Source organism: Nonomuraea sp. NPDC001831 (genome assembly GCF_042892035.1).
In the GTDB taxonomy this organism is placed as follows: domain Bacteria; phylum Actinomycetota; class Actinomycetes; order Streptosporangiales; family Streptosporangiaceae; genus Nonomuraea.
This window is the reverse complement of the sequence record NZ_JBIATU010000005.1, coordinates 373,566-392,704: the sequence shown is the minus strand read 5'-3', so window position 1 is coordinate 392,704 and position 19,139 is coordinate 373,566. Positions and strand designations below refer to the sequence as shown.

The 19,139-nt window shown below is 68.1% G+C and carries 25 protein-coding genes, 1 tRNA gene and 2 pseudogenes; 12 read left to right on the top strand and 16 right to left on the bottom strand.

Translation table 11 applies throughout. From position 1 onward, the window contains the following. The gene (locus ACFYYW_RS19830; RefSeq protein WP_387650430.1) at window positions 1-846 is read right to left on the bottom strand and encodes an SDR family NAD(P)-dependent oxidoreductase; all 846 of its coding nucleotides are present in this window, start codon (window positions 844-846) and stop codon (window positions 1-3) included. Window positions 847-970: 124 nt separating this feature from the next. On the opposite strand from ACFYYW_RS19830, the gene ACFYYW_RS19825 reads away from it, so the two are divergent. Beyond that, window positions 971-1,933: an RNA polymerase sigma-70 factor gene (locus ACFYYW_RS19825; RefSeq protein WP_387650599.1), complete on the top strand. Its 963-nt coding sequence runs from the start codon at window positions 971-973 to the stop codon at window positions 1,931-1,933. Between the two features lie 49 nt (window positions 1,934-1,982). Here the strand turns inward: ACFYYW_RS19825 and ACFYYW_RS19820 are convergent, their stop codons facing one another. Continuing rightward, window positions 1,983-2,912, bottom strand: coding sequence for a carbohydrate binding domain-containing protein (locus ACFYYW_RS19820; protein ID WP_387650428.1), 930 nt, complete (start codon window positions 2,910-2,912; stop codon window positions 1,983-1,985). A gap of 148 nt (window positions 2,913-3,060) precedes the next feature. Then, window positions 3,061-3,825 (bottom strand): hypothetical protein, encoded by a 765-nt coding sequence (locus ACFYYW_RS19815; RefSeq protein ID WP_387650427.1) that lies wholly within the window; start codon window positions 3,823-3,825, stop codon window positions 3,061-3,063. A gap of 76 nt (window positions 3,826-3,901) precedes the next feature. Here ACFYYW_RS19815 and ACFYYW_RS19810 point away from each other — a divergent pair, with 76 nt between their 5' ends. Together ACFYYW_RS19810 and ACFYYW_RS19805 are read left to right on the top strand one after the other, a co-directional pair. Then, window positions 3,902-5,086, top strand: a complete 1,185-nt coding sequence (locus ACFYYW_RS19810; protein WP_387650426.1) for a sensor histidine kinase — start codon at window positions 3,902-3,904, stop codon at window positions 5,084-5,086. Next, complete coding sequence (locus ACFYYW_RS19805; RefSeq protein WP_387650424.1) at window positions 5,083-5,811, top strand: response regulator; 729 nt, start codon at window positions 5,083-5,085, stop codon at window positions 5,809-5,811. The genes ACFYYW_RS19810 and ACFYYW_RS19805 overlap by 4 nt, the downstream gene beginning before the upstream one ends. Here ACFYYW_RS19805 and ACFYYW_RS19800 read toward each other — a convergent pair. After that, window positions 5,776-6,900, bottom strand: coding sequence for an alpha/beta hydrolase family protein (locus ACFYYW_RS19800; RefSeq protein WP_387650423.1), 1,125 nt, complete (start codon window positions 6,898-6,900; stop codon window positions 5,776-5,778). The genes ACFYYW_RS19805 and ACFYYW_RS19800 overlap by 36 nt on opposite strands. Before the next feature lie 204 nt (window positions 6,901-7,104). Here ACFYYW_RS19800 and ACFYYW_RS19795 point away from each other — a divergent pair, with 204 nt between their 5' ends. Then, complete coding sequence (locus ACFYYW_RS19795) at window positions 7,105-7,266, top strand: hypothetical protein (protein ID WP_387650422.1); 162 nt, start codon at window positions 7,105-7,107, stop codon at window positions 7,264-7,266. Between the two features lie 82 nt (window positions 7,267-7,348). Continuing rightward, entirely contained in the window at window positions 7,349-7,885 is a 537-nt protein-coding gene (locus ACFYYW_RS19790; RefSeq protein ID WP_387650420.1) for a LuxR C-terminal-related transcriptional regulator, read from the top strand. A 21-nt stretch (window positions 7,886-7,906) separates the two neighbouring features. On the opposite strand, the gene ACFYYW_RS19785 is transcribed toward ACFYYW_RS19790, so the two are convergent. Together ACFYYW_RS19785 and ACFYYW_RS19780 are read right to left on the bottom strand one after the other, a co-directional pair. Continuing rightward, window positions 7,907-8,173 carry a hypothetical protein gene (locus ACFYYW_RS19785; protein ID WP_387650418.1) on the bottom strand — a complete coding sequence of 89 codons (267 nt, stop codon included), beginning with the start codon at window positions 8,171-8,173 and terminating at the stop codon, window positions 7,907-7,909. An 83-nt stretch (window positions 8,174-8,256) separates the two neighbouring features. After that, window positions 8,257-8,514: a hypothetical protein gene (locus tag ACFYYW_RS19780; RefSeq protein ID WP_387650417.1), complete on the bottom strand. Its 258-nt coding sequence runs from the start codon at window positions 8,512-8,514 to the stop codon at window positions 8,257-8,259. A gap of 316 nt (window positions 8,515-8,830) precedes the next feature. Between ACFYYW_RS19780 and ACFYYW_RS19775 the strand changes: the two genes are divergently transcribed. Then, window positions 8,831-9,247 (top strand): hypothetical protein, encoded by a 417-nt coding sequence (locus ACFYYW_RS19775; RefSeq protein WP_387650416.1) that lies wholly within the window; start codon window positions 8,831-8,833, stop codon window positions 9,245-9,247. A gap of 494 nt (window positions 9,248-9,741) precedes the next feature. Here the strand turns inward: ACFYYW_RS19775 and ACFYYW_RS19770 are convergent, their stop codons facing one another. From ACFYYW_RS19770 to ACFYYW_RS19760, 3 genes are read right to left on the bottom strand one after another with little or no spacing between them, the layout of a single operon-like run. Further along, the gene (locus ACFYYW_RS19770; protein WP_387650414.1) at window positions 9,742-10,152 is read right to left on the bottom strand and encodes a hypothetical protein; all 411 of its coding nucleotides are present in this window, start codon (window positions 10,150-10,152) and stop codon (window positions 9,742-9,744) included. Then, on the bottom strand, window positions 10,145-10,459 hold the full coding sequence (locus ACFYYW_RS19765) for a hypothetical protein (RefSeq protein ID WP_387650413.1): 315 nt from the start codon (window positions 10,457-10,459) through the stop codon (window positions 10,145-10,147). The genes ACFYYW_RS19770 and ACFYYW_RS19765 overlap by 8 nt, the downstream gene beginning before the upstream one ends. After that, the gene (locus ACFYYW_RS19760; protein WP_387650412.1) at window positions 10,456-10,848 is read right to left on the bottom strand and encodes a DUF6221 family protein; all 393 of its coding nucleotides are present in this window, start codon (window positions 10,846-10,848) and stop codon (window positions 10,456-10,458) included. Before ACFYYW_RS19760 ends, ACFYYW_RS19765 begins: the two co-directional genes overlap by 4 nt. Before the next feature lie 379 nt (window positions 10,849-11,227). Here ACFYYW_RS19760 and ACFYYW_RS19755 point away from each other — a divergent pair. Next, a pseudogene (locus ACFYYW_RS19755) lies at window positions 11,228-11,392 on the top strand (site-specific integrase); the annotation flags it as partial. Between the two features lie 76 nt (window positions 11,393-11,468). Then, the gene (locus tag ACFYYW_RS19750; RefSeq protein ID WP_387650411.1) at window positions 11,469-11,603 is read left to right on the top strand and encodes a hypothetical protein; all 135 of its coding nucleotides are present in this window, start codon (window positions 11,469-11,471) and stop codon (window positions 11,601-11,603) included. Between the two features lie 294 nt (window positions 11,604-11,897). Here ACFYYW_RS19750 and ACFYYW_RS19745 read toward each other — a convergent pair whose 3' ends face one another. The 5 genes from ACFYYW_RS19745 to ACFYYW_RS19725 all read right to left on the bottom strand — a co-directional run bounded on the left by ACFYYW_RS19745 (window position 11,898) and on the right by ACFYYW_RS19725 (window position 14,269). Then, window positions 11,898-12,206 (bottom strand): hypothetical protein, encoded by a 309-nt coding sequence (locus ACFYYW_RS19745; RefSeq protein WP_387650410.1) that lies wholly within the window; start codon window positions 12,204-12,206, stop codon window positions 11,898-11,900. Window positions 12,207-12,737: 531 nt separating this feature from the next. Beyond that, window positions 12,738-12,956 (bottom strand): hypothetical protein, encoded by a 219-nt coding sequence (locus ACFYYW_RS19740; protein ID WP_387650409.1) that lies wholly within the window; start codon window positions 12,954-12,956, stop codon window positions 12,738-12,740. 23 nt (window positions 12,957-12,979) lie between these two features. Then, window positions 12,980-13,195 (bottom strand): hypothetical protein, encoded by a 216-nt coding sequence (locus tag ACFYYW_RS19735; protein WP_387650407.1) that lies wholly within the window; start codon window positions 13,193-13,195, stop codon window positions 12,980-12,982. 144 nt (window positions 13,196-13,339) lie between these two features. After that, the gene (locus ACFYYW_RS19730) at window positions 13,340-13,849 is read right to left on the bottom strand and encodes a RibD family protein (RefSeq protein WP_387650597.1); all 510 of its coding nucleotides are present in this window, start codon (window positions 13,847-13,849) and stop codon (window positions 13,340-13,342) included. A 60-nt stretch (window positions 13,850-13,909) separates the two neighbouring features. Further along, entirely contained in the window at window positions 13,910-14,269 is a 360-nt protein-coding gene (locus ACFYYW_RS19725; protein ID WP_387650406.1) for a hypothetical protein, read from the bottom strand. A gap of 804 nt (window positions 14,270-15,073) precedes the next feature. On the opposite strand from ACFYYW_RS19725, the gene ACFYYW_RS19720 reads away from it, so the two are divergent. Further along, window positions 15,074-15,604 (top strand): hypothetical protein, encoded by a 531-nt coding sequence (locus tag ACFYYW_RS19720; RefSeq protein ID WP_387650405.1) that lies wholly within the window; start codon window positions 15,074-15,076, stop codon window positions 15,602-15,604. After that, window positions 15,577-15,864 (top strand): annotated as a pseudogene (locus tag ACFYYW_RS19715) (tyrosine-type recombinase/integrase); the annotation flags it as partial. The gene ACFYYW_RS19720 and the pseudogene ACFYYW_RS19715, both read left to right, overlap by 28 nt. Window positions 15,865-16,004: 140 nt before the next feature. Here the strand turns inward: ACFYYW_RS19715 and ACFYYW_RS19710 are convergent. Further along, window positions 16,005-16,079: transfer RNA gene (locus ACFYYW_RS19710), tRNA-Val, on the bottom strand. A 451-nt stretch (window positions 16,080-16,530) separates the two neighbouring features. On the opposite strand from ACFYYW_RS19710, the gene ACFYYW_RS19705 reads away from it, so the two are divergent. Then, window positions 16,531-16,947: an SsgA family sporulation/cell division regulator gene (locus ACFYYW_RS19705; protein ID WP_020547189.1), complete on the top strand. Its 417-nt coding sequence runs from the start codon at window positions 16,531-16,533 to the stop codon at window positions 16,945-16,947. Between the two features lie 59 nt (window positions 16,948-17,006). On the opposite strand, the gene ACFYYW_RS19700 is transcribed toward ACFYYW_RS19705, so the two are convergent. Continuing rightward, window positions 17,007-17,636, bottom strand: coding sequence for a DUF305 domain-containing protein (locus ACFYYW_RS19700; RefSeq protein WP_387650403.1), 630 nt, complete (start codon window positions 17,634-17,636; stop codon window positions 17,007-17,009). Between the two features lie 88 nt (window positions 17,637-17,724). Here ACFYYW_RS19700 and ACFYYW_RS19695 point away from each other — a divergent pair, with 88 nt between their 5' ends. Continuing rightward, window positions 17,725-19,104, top strand: a complete 1,380-nt coding sequence (locus tag ACFYYW_RS19695) for an LVIVD repeat-containing protein (protein ID WP_387650595.1) — start codon at window positions 17,725-17,727, stop codon at window positions 19,102-19,104. Window positions 19,105-19,139 lie beyond the last annotated feature (35 nt).

Genomic DNA, 19,139 nt, shown 5'->3' with positions numbered 1-19,139 from the left:
TCAGCCGGCTTGGAGCGGGCCGTGCGCCTCGATCGAGAGGTCCTGCCAGTCGGCCCAGGTCTGGAGCCGGTCGGCGTAGGCCTGCTGGATCAGCGGGTGGAAGCCCTTGCCGAACAGCACCCGCACCGGCGGGCTGGCGGAGTCGACGAGCTTCAGGAGCGCCTGCGCCGCGGCGGCCGGGTCTCCCGCGGGCATCTTCCCCGCCATCGCGCCGAGACGCTCGCGGAGACCGTCGTAGGCCGGGTCGGTCGTGGCCATGTGGCCGTTGGCGAGCGGGTCGGGGTTGTTGCCGTTCCGGGTGGCGAAGCCGCCGGGCTCGACGATGGTCACCTTGACGCCGAACTCGGCGACCTCGCCGGCGAGCGCCTCGTTCAGGCCCTCCAGGGCCCACTTGGAGGCGTGGTAGGCGCCGCCGAGCGGCATGGCGATGACCCCGGCGGCCGAGGACAGCTGGATGATGTGCCCCGAGCGCTGCTCGCGCAGGTACGGCAGCGCGGCCTGGACCACCCACACCGCGCCGAACAGGTTGGTCTCCAGCTGGTCGCGCAGCTCCTGCTCGGTCAGCTCCTCGACCGCGCCGACCTGGGCGTAACCGGCGTTGTTCACGATGACGTCGAGCCGGCCGAAGTGCTCCTTCGCCCGCCGCACGCTCTCGAAGACCGCGGCCCTGTCGGTCACGTCCATCTCCAGCGGGAGCACCGCGTCGCCATGGGCGTCCACCAGTTCCTTCAGGCTCGCGGTGCTCCGGGCGGTGGCGGCGACCCGGTCACCGCGCGACAGGGCGGCCGCCACGAAGTTGCGGCCCAGGCCGCGGGACGAGCCGGTGACGAACCAGACCTTCTGCATGCAGTGCTCCTTTCAGCTGTTACACCCCCTGGACGAGACAGCCCCGCACGGATGTGAGCTCGGGCGAGTGTGACCTGCGACACTTTGTCGCCTTTGTCCGGCCATGGTGGTACCAATGGTCGGCGTGACCCGCACCGAGGAGTTCCAGGAGCTACGGCCGCTGCTGTTCGCGATCGCCTACCGGATCCTGGGCAGCGTGAGCGAAGCCGAGGACGCCGTCCAGGAGACCTGGCTGCGCTACGAGGGCGCCGCGGCCCGGCCCGACTCGCCCAAGGCGTTCCTGTCGGCGACGGTCACCCGGATCTCGATCGACGTGCTGCGCTCGGCCCGCGTCCGGCGCGAGACCTACGTCGGGCCGTGGTTCCCCGAACCGCTGCTGACCGACCCCTACCAGGACCCGGAGCGGTCGGCGGAGCTGGCCGACTCGGTGTCGATGGCGGCGCTGATCCTGCTGGAGCGGCTGAGCCCGCTGGAGCGCGCGGTCTTCGTGCTGCGCGAGGTGTTCGCCTTCAGCTACCGGGAGATCGCCGCCGCCGTGGAGCGGTCGGAGGCGGCCTGCCGCCAGCTCGCGGTGCAGGCGCGCCGCCACATGGACGCGGGCCGCCCCCGCTTCCAGGCCGATCGCCGGTCGCGGGACCAGCTCGCCGGGCGCTTCTTCGGCGCGCTCAGGGAGGGGGACCTCGAAGGGCTTCGGGAACTGCTGACCGCCGACGTCCGGCTGGTCAACGACGGCGGCGGTAAGATCGGCAGTACGCTGCCCGTCCTCGGCCTGGCGAAGGTGGCCCGGGTGTTGTCCGTCGCCGTCGCGCCGTTCGCCCGGATCGGCGCGGTGCTGGAGGCGCACGAGGTGAACGGCCAGCCGGGCGCGATCATCCGCGACCGCGCCGGCCGGATCGTCAGCATCTGGACGCTCGACATCCTGGACGGACGCATCCAGACCATCCGCTCGATCGTCAACCCCGACAAGCTCCGGCATCTCGGCCCCATCGCCGACGCCCACGCGGTCATCCGCGAGAAGAAGCAGCAGGCACGCGCGGCGGCGCGGGACGATGTGCCGGTCACCGGCGTGCCGGACGAGCCCCGGTGACCGGCGGCCTGCCGGCGCAGCGGTCCGCCGGACCGCTGCGCCCGGTGTTCTAGTCGGTGAGCAGGATGTCGTCCAGGCACAGCGTGTACGGCGCGTCCGCGCCGCCCACCTGGAACAACACCTGGGCCTCCTGGTCCGAGGTCTTGGCGGTGTTCTGGTAGGCGTAGGTCCTGGACCCGGTGCCGACCTCGGGGTAGCCGTCCACGATCGGGGCGGGCTTCGCGCCGCTGTCCTGGACCACCGACCTGATCCTCACCGGCCGCGTCGCCGACGCCTTGAAGCTCAGCCGGTACGTCTTCCCGGCCGTCACGGCGATGCCGCTCTGCCCGACCATCGCGGCCCACACGTTGTCACCGCCCGCCGGGACCTGGGCGCACAGCCGCCCGCCCGTCACCTCGATCGGCGTGTTCTTGGACGCCCACCAGCCCTTGACCCCGTTGTCCAGCGAGCCGTTCACCACACTCTGGTGCACGGGCACGAGGGAGACGTTGTCCAGGCACAACGTGTACGCCGCGTCCGCGCCGCCCACCTGGAACAACACCTGAGCCTCCGCGTCCGACGCCTTGGCCGTGGCCGCGTAGGTGAACTTCTTCGGGCTGCCGCCGACCTCGGGGTAGCCGTCCACGATCGCGGCGGGCTTCGTGCCGCCGCCCTGGACCAGCGACCTGATCCTCGTCGTCTTCGTGGCGGTCGCCTCGAAGCTCAACTGGTAGGTCTGGCCGGCCCGGACCTCGATGCCGCTCTGCCCGACCATGGCGGCCCACACGTTGTCACCGCCCGCGGGCACCTCGGCGCACAGCCGCCCGCCCGTCACCTTGATCGGGGTGTTCTTGGACGCCCACCACCCCTTGACCCCGTTGTCCAGGGAGCCGTTCACCACGACGTCGCCGGCGGGCGCAGCGGCGTACGCGGGTGTGGCCGCCGCGGCCATCGCCACGAAGGCGCCCACGGCGATGAGACGCATCGGAAGAGAATTCATGATCGTGGATCTTAGGGGGGCGACATCAGCGTCAACCTAGAGCCAATTCCCGGTCATTTGGTTGGGCCAAGTCGCCGCGGGCGGCCCTCCCGTCCTGGCGCTCGGGCGGACAACACCGGCAGGTCAGCGCCGCCGGGCGCAGCGTGCATCATCGGGTCCTCCGGAAGCTCCGGGCCCAGCGGCGCAGCTCGGTGACGGCCTCGTCGCGGGTGAGGGGACCGCGTTCCAGGTGAACCTCCTGGAGGTGCCGGATCGCGGCCCCCACCATCGGGGAGGGCGGGAGGCCGAGCAGCCGCATCACCGTCCTGCCGTCGAGCACGACGGGGACGTCGTCACGCCTGGCGTAGCGCTCACGGTCGGCGGCGGCGCGGGCGTCGGCCTCCTCCCTGGCGCGGCAGGCGGCCTCCCACGCGTCGTAGCCGGGGGCGTCCAGGGCGTCCAGGCCGGCCCGGCGCCACCCCTCCGGGTCGCGTTCCCGCCCGAGGCCGACCGCGTCGAAGAGGTCGGCCGCGCCGGCTCCGACCGCTCCGAGGCGCGCGAGCACGGCGTTGATCGGCCAGTCGTCGCGCGGCGGTCCGACCCGGATCGACGCGTGCTCGGGCCCCCAGCTCCGACGGCCGTTCTCCCACAGGGCGGCGGCCTGGCTGCCGTCGCCACCCCAGAAGTCCGCCTCCACGTAGGCGAGGCGGCCGCCGCGGGACCATTCCTCCAGTCTCCCGGCGAACCCCGGGGACATGAGCGTGAACGGCCCGCTCTCCCGCCGCGCGCCGGTCAGCTCGTCGCAGATCTCGTCGGTCACCGGCAGCAGCCCTAAGCGTTGCCCGAGAGGCGCCACCACAGCCTGCGGCACTTCGCCCGCCAGGGAGCGGAGACGGTCGAACTCACCGACGACACCGTGGAGCACGTACGACATGCCCGCACCCTAGATCACCAACCTCATGATCCACATCGCGCACGCCGCCGTGGCCCGGCCCGTCTAGGGTGGGCGCATGGCCGAACGGCGTCCCTTGATCGCGCGCAGGCTGCGGCCGGGACACTGGCTCGCCGTCGACGCGTTCGCCGCCGTCGCCCTGACGATCGGGTTCTCGGTGCCGGCGGTGCTGGTGCCGGAGTCCGCCCGGGTGCCACTCTTCATGGCCGTGCCGGGGTCCGCCCGGGTGCCACTCTTCGTGGCCGTGCCGGTGATCGCGCTGGCCTGCCTGCCGACGGCGGTGCGGCGCCGCTGGCCGGTACCGGTGTGCGCGGTGGTCCTGGTGGCGGCGGTGTGCGCGCCGTTCGCCGGATGGCAGGAGGCGTTCGTGCCCTTGGCCGTCGCGCTGCACGCGGTGGCGCTGCTGCAGGCGCGCCGGACCGCGGTGACGGCGCTGGCGGCCGCGCTGGCGGTGACCGCCGCCGGCGCCGCGATCGGCGCCCCCTCCTGGACGGAGGCCGCCTCGGCGTGCGCATTCGCCTGGCTGCTGCTCGCTCTGGCCTGGACGATCGGACTCGCCGTACGGGAACAGCGCGCGCACGCCGCGCAGGCCGTCGCACGGTCAGCGCAGGCCGCGGCGACGGCGGAACGGCTGCGCGTGGCTCGCGAGGTGCACGACGTCGTCGCCCACAGCATGGGCCTGATCTCGATGCGGGCCGGCATCGCCAACCACGTCGCCGCCACGCACCCCGAGGAGGCCGGCGAGGCGTTGACGATCATCGAGCAGACCAGCCGGAAGGCGCTCACGGATCTGCGCGGCCTGCTGGGCCTGCTCCGCGACGCCCCAGGAGAGCGGGACGACCCGCCGCCCATGATGGACACCCTGCGCGAGCTGGTCGCGGCGATCCCGGACGGACACGTGCGGGTGGAGCTGGACGTCGAGCCCGACCTCACGCTCGGCGGCGAGACGGCCCTGGTCGTCCATCGCCTCGTGCAGGAGTCGCTGACCAACGTGCTCAGACACGCCGGCCCGGCCCGGTGCCGGGTGACCGTCGCCACCCGGGCCCGGCGCGAAGTGGCGGTCGAGATCGTCGACGACGGTCGCGGGGGTGCGCCGCGTGCGGGCGGTCACGGGCTGGCCGGGCTGAAAGAGCGGGTGATCCTGCACGGCGGCACGTTCTCGGCGGGACCGGAGCCCGGCGGCGGCTTCGCCGTCCGCGCGAGACTGCCCTTGCCGACCGGTTCCGGGGAGGACGAGAGGTGAGCACGTTCACGGTACTGGTCGCCGACGACCAGGCGTTGCTGCGCGCGGGCCTGCGCAGGCTGATCGACACCGCCCCCGGCCTGACCACCGCCGGCGAGGCCGGCACCGGGCAGCAGGCCGTGGAACTGGCCCGCGACCTGCGCCCCGACCTGGTGCTCATGGACGTCCGCATGCCCGGCCTCGACGGGATCAGGGCCACCGAGCTGATCCGGGCCGACCCGGCGACCGCCGGGACACGGGTGCTGATGCTGACCACGTTCGATCTCGACGAGTACGTCTACGGGGCGTTGCGTGCCGGAGCCAGCGGATTCCTGCTCAAGGACACCGGCCCCGGCGACCTGCTGGACGCGTTGCGCATCGTCGGGGAAGGGCAGGCGCTGCTGGCCCCGTCGGTCACCACGCGGCTGATCGCGGAGTTCGCCCGGCGCGAGCCCGCCGCGATCCCGGCCGGGCTGGGGGCGGGGCTGGCGGCGGGGCTGGCCCAGGTGTCCGGACGGGAGCGGGAGGTGCTGGTGCTGGTAGCCCGGGGGCTGACGAACCCGCAGATCGCCGAGCGGCTCGGCATCGGGCAGGCGACCGTCAAGACCCATGTCCGCAGCCTGCTGGCCAAGCTCGCCGCGCACGACCGGGCGCAGCTCGTCATCGCCGCCTACGAGGGCGGCGTGGTCACGGCCGGCGGGCGGGCGCCGTCAGCGGCGGTAGGAGACCTCGGGGAAGGCGGCTGAGGGGCCGCGCAGCAACGCCTGCGGACGGCCGCGCAGCGTCTGCTCGAAGAAGGCCAGCGGGTAGGCACGCTGGAAGGCCAGCGCCCGCTCGGCCGGGATCGTCCCCACGACCTCCTGCAGCTGCTCCTTCCCCAGCCCCAGCGGCCCGGCCGACAGGGGGATGAGCAGGACGTCGTCGCCGAAGGAGTTGTGCGCCGCCCCCTTGAGCGTCACGTTGAGCCGCCAGCCCCGCAACCCGTCCCAGAAGGCACGCAGGGTCGGATTGGTGGCCATGCCGCCCTTCCCGTCGGTGTCGACCACCATGTACGGCCGGTCGAGGCCGGACTTCGCCACCTTGCCGAAGACGGCGCCGTCCAGGCCGAGGCCGGCCTTGATCCGCGGGTCGGCGTACATGGCGGAGGAGGTGGCCGCGCCGCCGAGCGAATGCCCGAACATGCCGATCCGCGCGCGATCGAAGAGCGGCTTCCCGGCACGGCCGGGCACCTTCTCCTCCAGGGCGGGCAGGCTGTCCAGGACGAAACGCACGTCGGCCACCCGGACGTTCACCGCCTTGGCGAAGTCGGTCACCTCGGGCCCCGCCTCCACCCGTCCGCCGGGGAACTCCACCACCGCCGCGTCATAGGGATGATCGACGGTGACCACCGCGTATCCCCTGCTGGCCAGCTCCTCGGCGACCCCGGTCCCGTACGCGCGCGAGGCGTTGGCGCCCGGCGAGTACAGGACGACCGGCAGCTCACCCAGGCTCGTGTCGGCGGGCGCGCCCTCGTGGCCGTCGGTCCTGTCCAGCAGCACCGAGCCCGGCTCCAGGTCGTTCATCTTCAGGTACCGGTCCGCCGCCGCCCGCGGCATCCAGGGGGCGACCGGGTGGGACTGCACGTCCCGAGCCGGGTACCACAGGCTGACCATCAGCTCCCGCTTCCTTCCCGAGCCGTTCCAGGGATCCACGCGTGACTGATCCACCAGGTGGACCGAGACGGTCCCCACCGGATGCGGGCCCGTCGGCTTCGGAATCGTCAGGCGCTGCGGCGGGGTGGAGCCGCACCCGGCCAGCGCGACAGTGAGAGCGGTGATGATGAGTGCACGTTTCACCCTTTCCACGGTGCCAAGCGCGCACAGCCACCACCTCTGACCCGAGAACGACCTCCCGCTCAACCCAGAAGGGTAGAGGTCGACGGAACTCGTCTTCGGGGATGACCGCCCCGCCACCTACCGGCGGGGCAGCAGCCACTTCATGGGACCCGTACCCGTCACAGCCCGCAGATCGCGGTGAAGGCCCCGAACGCTCATACCGGCATGGACGCCCGTCTCCTCGGCGGCGAGCGGACGGTCGTGGCTCTCCAGGGCCCGGTGCAGCCGGACGCGACCCACACCGACCCGAAGGCCCTCACCCATTCACAAGATCATCCACATCGTGTCGTCGTCCCCGTGTCCAACCTCTGTGGTCAGTACATCTAGCCTGCGGTAATCGCAGGATTCTCGATGTCACGTTCAAGCCACAGCCCTACCTGCAGCCTGAGGGGCCAGGCAGTATCGGCGTGTGGCTGATTGGGCGAAGTTGATCGAGGCCATTGCCGGACTGGTCGGCGCCGTGGCATGGCCAGTAGCTGTCGTCCTGGCGGTGTGGCTGATCATGCGGAGGCACAGGGATGCCTTCGGACGTTTGATCGACCGCGTCAGCTCTCTGCAATTCCCCGGCGGACAGATCGATCTCGCCGCAGTGGAAGCCAAGCAGGAGGAGCAGGTGGCGACCCTTGCCGGCCAAGTGGTGTCGCCAGAATTGGATGCGGCTGAGCGGCAGGACGCAGTGCAAGATCTCGTCGCGGCCGCTGAATCCTTGGGGCGCATTCGAGGCGAGCTGGATAAGACGTGGGGAACCTTGTCGCCGCGCGAGCAGGCATACATGGATCTGGTGGTGCAGGACCTCACGGACCGCCAGATCGCTCAGCGCCTGGGTGTCCGTCTGTCCACCGTTCACACGTACATGGCGCGGGTGCAAGCGCGAACGGGACTCAGGGCGCGTGCCGAAATCAAGGAAGGATGGGCCCGCTACCGGAACCTTGAAAGTGATGCGTGAACAGAGCGGGGTTCGTCATCCTCAGATGGACTTGACCCAGGATCGCGCGACCTCGGCAGGCATGGCGAGTTCGTCCTGAACGAGCTGAACGGCCTGCTCTTGCTGGCCACGAACCTTCATCTGGCGTACCCGGCCGACAAGCTCGGTAGCCCTGATGGCGTCCGTGTACTTCAGCACACGGCGACGCCGCGCATTCTGGACCAGCTTCACGAAGAAGAGGATCCAGAGTGAGACGAAGACCAGGACGAACAGTCCGACGAAGACACCTGAGACTAATTCACTGAACATGACGTGATCTTAGAGGTAGTCCGGGCGGGTGCTCCCAAGCGAAGACGCACACAGTCGGTGTGTCCTCATACCCGTCCGGAGGACTAATCGGTGGAGTAGCCGTGCAGATGGATGTGTTCCTTGACGTCGTCGTTGGCATTCACCCACCGCTCACAGGCTCCGTACCAGATGCGGCGGCCGTCTTCCCTCAGCAGCAGAACGTTGTAGTCAGCGTTCCCGCCGCAGTCTTCTCCATCGCTGTGAGCGCTGCACTTCCCCGACTCGCCCTTGGTTTTGTTGGGGAACCTGCCAGGCCGGTGGCCTTTGTAGACGTCTGAAACTCGCGACTTCATCTGCGCCATCGGCCCAGCGTGATCCTTCTGCGAGCGGCCGTCAACGCCTATGCTCGGCGACTATCCGCGTCGTCCAACGGCCTCGCGCCTACCGTCCTGTGCCGGTACGTCTTCACCGGCTCGGCTCTCACCTTGGTCAGGTCCGCGTACTGGTGCTGGTCGTACTCGATCCTGCATGAGCGGCATCCCGCCCCGTCCTACTGGCCTTTGGCCTCGTCCAGGACCTCGTACAGCTCGGTGTTAGCCGCAGTCGCAGTAGACGCCGGACAGGGTGGCGTGGAGGCGGCCGATTGTCGGTGAGGGGCCGGCGGCAACGGTGCGCCGGATGCAGGGTGTCGAGGCCAGCGACAGCGCCCGACAGGTCAACCAGGTCGCCGTCGCGCATCATCGGCTCGGCCTCAAGGGCGAGGAGCGCGTCCAGGTAAGCGGAGACGATGGTCCACGCCTGCGTGGGGATCGCGCCGTCCCGTCGCCGGCGGGACGTGTCAGTGTCGAGCGGTCGGAGCCGGGCGACGGTGCGGACACGCTCCTCCCAGGAAACGAGCGTCGCGAGGATGAGCCGGATCAGCTCGGCGGCTGCCGGGCTGATGGGGAGGGGCGCCGACTTGGAGACCAATACGACCGGCTCGCCGGCCACCCGGAAGGACTCGTCGAGCCGCTGGTGGACGCGGACGAACAGCAACGGCGGTCATTGAGCGCCTTCGACACCGCGGTACGGTCTGCGTCGCAGAACGCCCGGTAGGTGAGCGCGGGGAGAAGGACGGACTTGCCGGCCTCGGTCGAGATGCGCGGGTCCGAGCAGCGATCGCCGCGGGCGCATTCGCGCTGTCCGTCGTGAGTGTCTTCGAGCGCGTGGGACGGAGCGGTCTCCCGTGGGCGTGGGAGGCCGCTTTAGCTGTCTAGTGAGAGACTGCCGTATGCCAGACGCAGGAGAGACGCAGCAATCGTCTCACGAGCTCTTGTACATCTCGACTGCTGCCCACACGAGAGCGCCCAGGCCCACCAAGCCCTCCATGACGATCAACGCGTCATCGGATATCGCCTGTGCTGCCACGCACGCCCCGCCCACAACCACCAGGCCAGCAGTGATGACACCGTTCTTGGAGATGGCGATCCTCCGCCGGGGATGCGCGACTGGCGGCGCTGGGAACGCCTCCCACAACAGCCCGCATTCGAGGCACCGCCACGGCTGCCCATCGGCGTGCGCGGCGGCAGGGCGCTCACAACGGTGGTCGCTCAAAGTGTCGTTCTTTCCGAAGCTGCCTGCTTGAACCAGGCGGTCGACGTCGGCGACAGGAGACACCAGATCACGGACACGGCAAGGGCGAGACCCGCCAAGCCAGCCACGCTTGGGTCGATGATCACTCCCCATGCCTGGCCGACCGCGAGGACCGCCTCGACTGCCAGGGCCGTCCATCGGACCCACGGCCGGCGTGATCTCATCTTGGCGATGACCAGGCCGACAGCTACGGCGACTACGACGCTGAACAGCGCGGGGATCAGCAGTGAGCCCGTTACTGCCAGTGCCTGCTGCATGAGGTCCACCAGCATGATGACGAGAGGCAGGGCCATCAGGGCCAGTTGGATGCACAGGACGGTTCGGGCCGACTGCAGCGAGGCGGGTAACGGCAGGGGCTTCTCACTCATCGGTTTCCTCCAGCAGGTCTGTCTGTCCCTCCGGTAGTCCTACTTCTCGCCTGCACTCGGCGATCAGTTCCGCTGGGATGTCGCAGAAGCGCCGGGTGTCGCCCAGGAGGCTGTGGGCTGTGCGCGCCCTCTCTTCGACGCCGGCCTTCCCGTAGGCGATGCGGGTGAGGGTGTCCAGGTCTTTGACGAGGGTGCCGCCCAGGAACACGTCCCAGTGCCTCCGGTGGCGGCGTGGCGGATCTGGAAACGTCACCGTTCCTCCCTTTAGTAGAACTGACACCTCAGGACGCATGGCGGAAAGGATCACGGACACCGCTCCTCGCCGAAGGCTTCACGGTCCGAGTACGGAAGCGCGAGACAGCGCAGCACGAGGCACGAACCATGCTCGGCGGTGTCCTTCGGCTCCCAGTACTCCCACGGCTTGCCGTCCACTGCTGACTGCTTGCCGTGGTCGAGGAAACTGATGCACTCATGGTCGCGGGAGTGGGCGTGCAGGAGCTGCCGCTTGCCTCGACCTCGCACAGCACACGTTCGGGCATCCACAGCGCTGTACGCCACGCTGGCGGACGGATCGGCACGGTGACCATCTGTCCGCCGATCATGCGGCGACTGGTCGGGGGTCCGCTCCAGGGCCTCGCGGGCTTCTCCCTCCTCGTCGTCGAGCATCATCCCCAGGAAGGCGATCAGGTCATCCACGGGTCTCAGTCTCCTCCTCTGGAGGCAGGCTAGCGTCGAGAGCGTTCGCGAGCCGCTTGTCGTCAGCCTCGTTCACAGGCGTCCCCTTGCCTCTCGGTATGCCCAGCATGTCGCAGCAGGCGCCGCAGCGGGGCTGGAGAAGCGGGAGAAGAGGCCGGCGCAGGTGAGGGCGAGGGTACGCCCGCACACGGTGGTGCGGACGTACGGCTCGCAGGCGTCGATCCCCGCCCGATGGTCTTCTACGGTGAGCGCGTCGCCGGGGACGGCGTGGAGGCGGCGCCAGCCCTTGAAGGTGGCTGGCCACCAGTGGCCGTGATTTTCGGGGATGGGGGTAGGCGGTCACCCGAACTCATGAGGAGCGTCGCGAGCGGCGCGGAAGCTGCCGAAGCCGGCGGCCCAAGCGCTCAGACAGCACCACACCCGCCGAGCCGCCCAGAAGCTCAAGGCCGGCGAGGCATGGGCGGACCACGATCTGGTGTTCTGCACGAACGTCGGAAGCCCGCTCGACGCGTCGAACGTGCGGCGCACCTTCCGCAGGATCACCAGGCAGGCCGGGCTCGGAACGACATGGAGCCCCCGAGAGTTGCGTCACTCGTTCGTCTCGATCGTTCGTCTCGATCATGAGCGATCAGGGCGTACCGATCGAGACGATCGCGGACCTCGTCGGACACGCGGGCACCAGCGCCACATCAGCGGTCTACCGCCACCAGATCCGGCCGACGAACACCATCTTCGGCGGGAAGCCGACGGGTTGAGCATCCGAGTGGGATGGCTCCCCGATTGGCTCCCGTCGCCCCCAGACATGAGAGGAGGGGCTTCGGATGATCTCCGAAGCCCCTCCACCTGCACCTCACGGGTGGGCGAACTGGGATCGAACCAGTGATCTCTTCGGCGTGAAGAAGACATACCGTCATGGAACCAGGCGCGTTGCCAGGTCAAGCCCACTATTTTGTGCGTCCATGCGCATGTCTAGAGCCCGCTGGGCACACCGGATGTCACTCACTCCTGCGATTGACCCGAACGAGGTGGCGCCCGGTGGGACGGCTTGATCAGACGACGCTGAGGATCCGCAGACGCCAGACCTTGAACCACCCCTTCTTGACCTTGGTGCACGTGTAGGCCTTTGCCAGTTGCATTCGCATGAGGAACCTCCCCTGCACTTGACACGGCTTCTTCGCGATGTAGTGCGCGTACGTACGCCACTGGTCTTGGATTTGTGTCGAGTCAGCAACGATTGCCGTCGGTGCACCACTCCCATTAGTTGCCGAACCGCTTTCGGCATGTGCACTGGCTGGGGCCAGATAGAGCGCAGCGCCACCGAGAAGCACCGCCACGATCAGAAGGATCCGTCTGTGCATGTGCATTCCTTCCTGCTTGTTCGAAGCTCTACATAGGCCAGGATGCACAGGCGCTGTTGAGAAACTGTTGATCTTTTGTAAAGCTGGACGCGGCTCCCCTCGTGCGCGGCGTAAATGCGTACGCTCTGCCGCGCCTGGTGTGACGGCCGCGATGGAGCGAAGGCGGCCCCGCGGCTGGTCTGCTAGAGCTTGTTCTGGGGCGACGGCAGGCGGACAGGTTTCCACCGCAACCACTCCCCCACCGTTCGCCGCGATCTTGGCCAGCCCGGAGCCGGGGTGCCCCCGCCGGAGGCATGTTCTAAACTCGGCCCTGTGGCTGGCTGTGGTGCGCTGATGAGCTCGGCCCGCTGACCCGAGTAGTGCACTTGCCTTGCGGCCCTGTCCTTTGCCCGTGCCAGCCGACCGGCGTTACTGCGGGTCGGGCACGGGAGCCAAGTGGGAGTGCCCGGCCCGTGCCGCGTTGGCGGCACGTGCGGCCCGGTCACGGCCGCTTCAATTATGAGAAAGAAAGTTCTCACAGGCCCCAATGGCCTATTGGCTCACAGGCATACCAACAGTGCGGACCGCGCCGGCAAGGTCGTCCAGCTCGACGACCTCGACGCCGTGGGCCTGGAGGAGTTCCACTCCTTGGCAGTCCGCTACGAAAAGGCTGGGTTCTCGCCATACGATCACAACGCGAGGGATACCAGCCCTCAGGATGAGTTCCGTACAGCTCGTTGGGCGTGACTTTCGGGTTGAGCACGGCTCCAAGCTGCTGTAGAGCGTCGCACTAATCAGTGAGATCGAATCGACTCTGAAAGCGCTGGCTCCTCGGCATGAACATGAGCGTCTATGTCGCGTGAATACCCGCTCGCTATCTCTTGGCCTTGCTGACCTACCATGACTGCCCCGACTGAGAATGCCGTAGACAAGTGCGGACACTGCTTCGCCAGGTCGATTGCCTTGATGAGCCAGTGACGGACTATGTCACTCGCCTCTGTTGCGTTCATGAGGTGGAGTTCCCAGAGACTTCCTTGGGCAGGTAGCGGATCAGGACGACATCGCCAACAGTATGGATGCCGGCGACCTTCATCCGATGGGTTGCCCCTCCCGGAAAGATGCCATCGTGAACGAACCTGGGAGCTGCCGAGTCACTACCGAAAATGGGCGCGATCGCGAGGTGGATCTCGTCGGCCAGCCCTTGAGTGAGAAACTGTGTATGGAATCGTGCTGCCGCCCTCGACCATCAGCCGGCGTACTCCTCGCGATTCCAGATCATCGAACATCGCGGACAGGTCAAGCGTAGGACCGGTGCCAACGACATCGGTCAGCGAGCCCAACGTCTCCCGAACCTTGGGCACCACTGAGTCTGGGCAGTAGACGACTTTGCCGTCGCCCGTGGTGAGAACTTCAGAGCGGAGTCCAGGTCTCCACTCCCGGTGATGGTGTCTTTGAGTGGGTGGGCGGGGAGTCCTTGCGTCTCTCGCTGGGCTCTGTGCTCCTCGGAGTTGACCAAGCCGAGGGTTGTCTTTGCGCATGGTGGCCGCGCCGATCAGGATGGCATCACTCTCGGCGCGGACCTGGTCGACCCGGTCGAAGTCTGCGGCATTGGACAACAGCAGCCCTTCAGGGGTGGCGTCGTCGATGTAGCCATCGACCGACATTGCAACGCTCAGCAGGACGTACGAACGCTGGGGCATGGCGAACAATCCTTAGATCGACTTCTATGGATCCTGAGCTTGTCGCGGCACCAGAGCGTCGAACGCCTGGCGGAACTCCGCTACAGCGGGAATTTTCGGCCAGCGTTCCAATTGGGTGTCGAGTCCCGCCAACTCGGTCATGATCCGAGCGGACGCTGTGGACTCGGCAACCTGGAGCGCATGGAGACCGACTTGTGCGGCGTCCTCCGGCTCTCGCGCACCGACGTGGGCGAGTGATTCCTGAGCGAGGTAAACACCCTTGTCCCGGTGGTACCCGGCCGGAAGGTCGACGATGGCCGTGCGGAAGTCCTCTGCGGCCTGCTGATGCTGACCGAGGGCGTACAGGCCACGTGCGCGGTGGACGTTGATGTAAGCGTCGTCCATCCACGCGCCCCAGGTCGAAGCAGGGTCGGGATCAAGGTTGGCCAGACTGCCGTGAGCTCGGTCGAGCTCCCGTTCGCGCCGGTGTGATCGCCCGCGAGAGCATGACCGTATGCGCCGTACGTCGCGGCGATGGCACCAAGCCGGGCATCCGGACGCGCGCGTGCGCTCGCTGCTACGGCCAGGTCGATGGCGGTCGTCGCATCACCCATGTCCCCGGCGAGCTGGCTCTTGCGCGCGAGGATGTACGTGGTGATGTCCCGGTCGGCAGTCGCGTATGACCATTCCAGAGACCGGTCCAGCCACTCCTGGGCGGATCGGAAATCGCCCGCGTCATACAGCCAGCCACAGAACTCTTGGGATGGCGCCGAGCGGCCCCAAGAGGTTGTCGTTGTCGATGAGGACCTGGTGGAGCTGGCGGAAGTGCTCGGCCGGGTTGAGGTCCGGGACCGCTGTGAATCGAGATGCCGGAGTCCTCGACTGTGCGGCGGCCGAAGGGGCCAGCGGCGGTTGCCGCCATCGCGCCCAGGCCAATTCCGCTGAGGAACGTACGGCGTGGCAGAGTCAAGAAGATGATCCGTACTCCGGCGGGCAAGCGCATCACCAGGAAAGCCGCCGGACGCACCAAGACCGAAGCCAAGGCCAAGCTCAAAGAAGCTCTCCGCGACCTCGATGACGGTTTCACCTCTGCGGGCCACGACACCGTCGCCGACGCGGTGCGCGACTGGCTGACCTTCGGGCTCGCCGGCCGCCCCCCCCCAGACGATCGAGGCCAAACGGGTCCTGGCTGGGAAGCACGTCATCCCGTTGCTCGGTGCTCGCAAGCTTCGGGAGCTGTCGGCCGACGACGTCGATCGCTGGCTCGCCGATCGCGCCGGGCACGTCTCCACGCGAACCCCTCAGGAACTGCGCTCAATCTTCAAACTGGCCATCACCAGAGCACAGGCCTGCGACAAGGTCAGACGCAACGTCGTGCTGCTGTGCGAACTGCCCAAGGGTAGGCCAGGACGGCCATCCAAGTCTCTGACACTCGCACAAGCCGAGGCCGTGCTCACGGCTGCCGAGCAAGCCAAGCCGTGGCTCTCGGCGTACGTGGCCCTGTCCCTTCTCACTGGTGCCCGCCTCGAGGAGCTGCGTGGGCTCGCCTGGTCGCACGTGGTGGCCTACGACAAAGCTCGCCAGGAGTGGCGGCCGGCCCTCGAAGCCGGTTGGGAGCACGAAGACTTCGCCGTCTATGTCTGGCGGTCGGTGAGTGCCGTCGGGGACACCAAGACTCCCAAGTCGCGCCGCACGCTTCAGCTCCCCCGTCGATGCGTCCGGCGCTCTGGGATCATCTGAACGCTCGTGGGGCAGCCCGGGGCCAAGGCCAGGATGCGGGACTGGTCTTCGCCACCCGGAGCGGCACCATGCTGGACGCAGGCACCGTGCGTCGCGAGTTCCGCCAGGTGATCACGTGGGCCGGTCTGGTCGGTGCCGACTGGACGCCTCGGGAGATGCGGCACAGCTTCGTGTCACTGTTGTCCGCAGACGGTGTCCCCATCGAGAACACCACCCGCTTGATCGGACATGCCGGCGGATCAGCAGTCACCGAGAAGGTCTATCGACACCAGATCCAGGACGGTGCGACCGTCATGGACCGGATCTTCCCTGGTGACGCCCCCGGAGGGGACAGTCACTCAGTTAGTCACCTGAAAGATCAAAAGGGCCACTTCCCGAGTTGGGATGTGGCCCTTGACCTTGGTGGGCGATACTGGGATCGAACCAGTGACCTCTTCGGTGTGAACGAAGCGCTCTCCCGCTGAGCTAATCGCCCGCCCTGTCGGCGCCTTGCGGTGCTGACGGGGAAAACCATACCGCACTCTGGGGGTGGTGGCGAAACGGAGCGGTCGTGGGGCGATCTTCGGGAGCGGCCGGCGCGAGGGATTCGAGCGAAAGGCGGCGGTTGCCCATCGGCGTGGTGGGTCGGTGTCATACCATCGACGTGTCCCGGAAGACACCGATCGCGATCTTTTCGGTAGAAACGTTCTTGGTCGAGCCCGTCGGGGCAGGCTCTACAACAGCAAAACCCTTGCAAATACGACCCGATTGATGCCGTTTAGCCAGGTAGATGCCTAAATGTCCAGCTGTGATGTGCGTTACAGAAGGCCCTTGAGGCGGAATCTTTCCTACAGGTTTCTTCGTTCCGCGTCATAGCTCAGGACGAAGTCCGTCAGAGCAGTGAAAGCCCCGAAGAGGGGACCTACGACGAAAAGGTTTGGCTGACGATGAACAGCACCACCGTCTCCGCCGAGCTTGGCCTTCGGCTAGTGGTCCCCGACCGTACTACCGTCCCCCTGCTCGCCGGACTGAGCTACACAGCCGACGATCCGTATGCCATCCGCATGGCCTTCCACGTAGGGAACGACGAGCCGGTCGAGTGGATCTTTGCTCGTGAACTGCTGACCGTAGGCATCGTGCGGCGGGTCGGCGACGGCGACGTGCAGGTATGGCCCGCACGCGCCGATGGCGAGCGCACCCTGCACATCAGCCTCACCTCGCCGTTCGGGCAGGCGCTGTTCGAAGTGCCGCTGGCCCCCCTCACGGAGTTCCTCCACCGCACGTACGAGAAGGTGCCCGCGGGGCGCGAGACCGACTTCATGGACCTGGACGCCGAGCTCACCAACATGCTCTGGCCGTCCTGAACCGTCGCACCCGAGGCCCCGGCGTCCACCCCGACGCCGGGGCCTCGGCATGTGCGGCGTCAGGACGGCGGGGACGGGAGGGGCGGGAGGGTGGTCCCGGCCTGGCGCATGCGTTCGATCTCGATGCTCTGCCCGGAGTAGACGTCCCTGGCCAGCAGGCGCATGCGGTAGTCGCGGCCGCCGGCCAGCTCCTCCCCCGCCATCTTCACCGCGCCCTGGTGGTGCCGGGTCATCAGGCTCAGTAACAGCCGGTCGAAGGCGGCCCCCTTGGCCGCGCGCAGGGCGTTCAGCTGCTGTTCGGTGGCCATGCCGTAGCCGGCCGCCGCGCCGTGGTCGTGGCCGGCGGGGGCCGGGCGGCCGAGTTCGGCGAGCCAGACGGTCATGGACCTGATCTCGGGGGTCTGGGCGGCGGTGATCGAGCGGGCGAGCGCGCGGATGACCGGGGTGGTCGTACGGGCCTCGACCAGGGCGGTCATCTCCAGGGCCTGCCGGTGGTGGGGGATCATCGCCTCGGCGAAGCGCACGTCGGCGGCGACGGTGGGGGCGGGGCTCGGGCCGACGCGTTCCCCGGGGGTCGCCGTCCGGGCGGGGGCTCCGGGGCTGGCGGGCACCAGGACGGGGGCCTCCGTCCCGACGGCCGGGATGTCCGGGGCAGGCGGCTGAGAACAGGCCGAAAGCGCAAATGTCATCACAACTGTGATGGAGATCGTACGCGGCCACCAACGTGCTGGCATAACTTCCATAGTGGGCCACGAGCGATAAAGGGGACGCGTGTTGATCTTCGCCAAGTTGCGCGGAGCGGTGTTGTGTGCGGCGTTGTTGCTGACTTCGGCGGCGTGCGCGGCGGAACCGCCGCCGGCCGCTGATCCGCGGCCGCCCTCCTCGGAGGGAAGCGGCACGGCGTCGGGCACGGCGTCGGGCTCTGGCGAGGTGCTGACCAGCGCCAACGTCAAGCACGTGGCGAACGTCCCGCGCTCCGGCCCGTTCTCCGGGGACGACAACTTCAACACCGACCTGGCCTTTCAGGGCGATTACGCGTTCGTCGGGAACTTCGCCGGGTTCACGATCTATGACATCAGCGACCCGGCCAAGCCCAGGACGGTGAGCCAGGTGTCCTGCCCGGCGCAGCAGAACGACGTCAGCGTGCACGGCGACCTGCTGATCCTCTCGGTCGACGAGCCGCGCGACAGCGCGGGCTGCGACTCCAACGAGGAGACCCGCAACTGGGAGGGTCTGCGCCTGTTCGACATCAGCGACAAGAAGCGCCCGCGCTACGTCGGCGCGGTGCTGACGGACTGCGGCTCCCACACCCACACCATGGTCCCCGCCGACGACAAGCTGTACGTCTACGTCTCCTCCCCCGGCCCCGAGCCGGACTCGCGGACCTGCTCGCCGCCGCACCAGAACATCCAGATCGTGGAGATCCCGCTGGACGACCCCAAGTCCGCCAAGGTCGTGGCGCAGCCGGACATCTTCCCCCAGCAGCAGAACACCGAGATGTTCGCGGGCTGCCACGACATCACCGCCTACCCGGAGAAGAAGCTCGCCGCGGCGGCCTGCTTCGGCGACGGCGTGCTGCTCGACATCTCCGACCCGGTCAAACCACGGGTGATCCAGCAGATCCGGGACACCGAGAACTTCCAGATCTGGCATTCGGCGACGTTCAACAACGACGCGACGAAGGTCGTGTTCGGGGACGAGCTGGGCGGCGGCAGCCAGGCGACCTGCGACGCCGGCACGCCGCGCACCAAGGGCGCCGACGCGGTGTACGACCTGGTGAACGGCAAGCTGGAGCGCCGCGGCTACTTCAAGATCCCGCGCAACCAGGAGCCGGACGAGAACTGCGTGGCCCACAACGGCTCGCTGATCCCGGTGAAGGGCAAGGACGTCATGGTCCAGTCGTGGTACCAGGGCGGGGTGTCGATCTGGGACTTCACCGACTCGGCCAATCCCAAGGAGATCGGCTTCTTCGAGCGGCGTCCGTACCCGGAGGGCGGCATCGCCGGCTCGTGGTCGGCCTACTACTACAACGGCTACATCTACTCCAGCGACATGCGCGAGGGCCTGGACGTGCTGCGCATCGACGACCCGATCACCGATCCGGCCAAGCAGGTGAAGATGGACGAGTTCAACGTCCAGACGCAGAAGTCGTACTGAGCGGATGAAGGGACAGGGCCCCGGAGGCGGGGCCC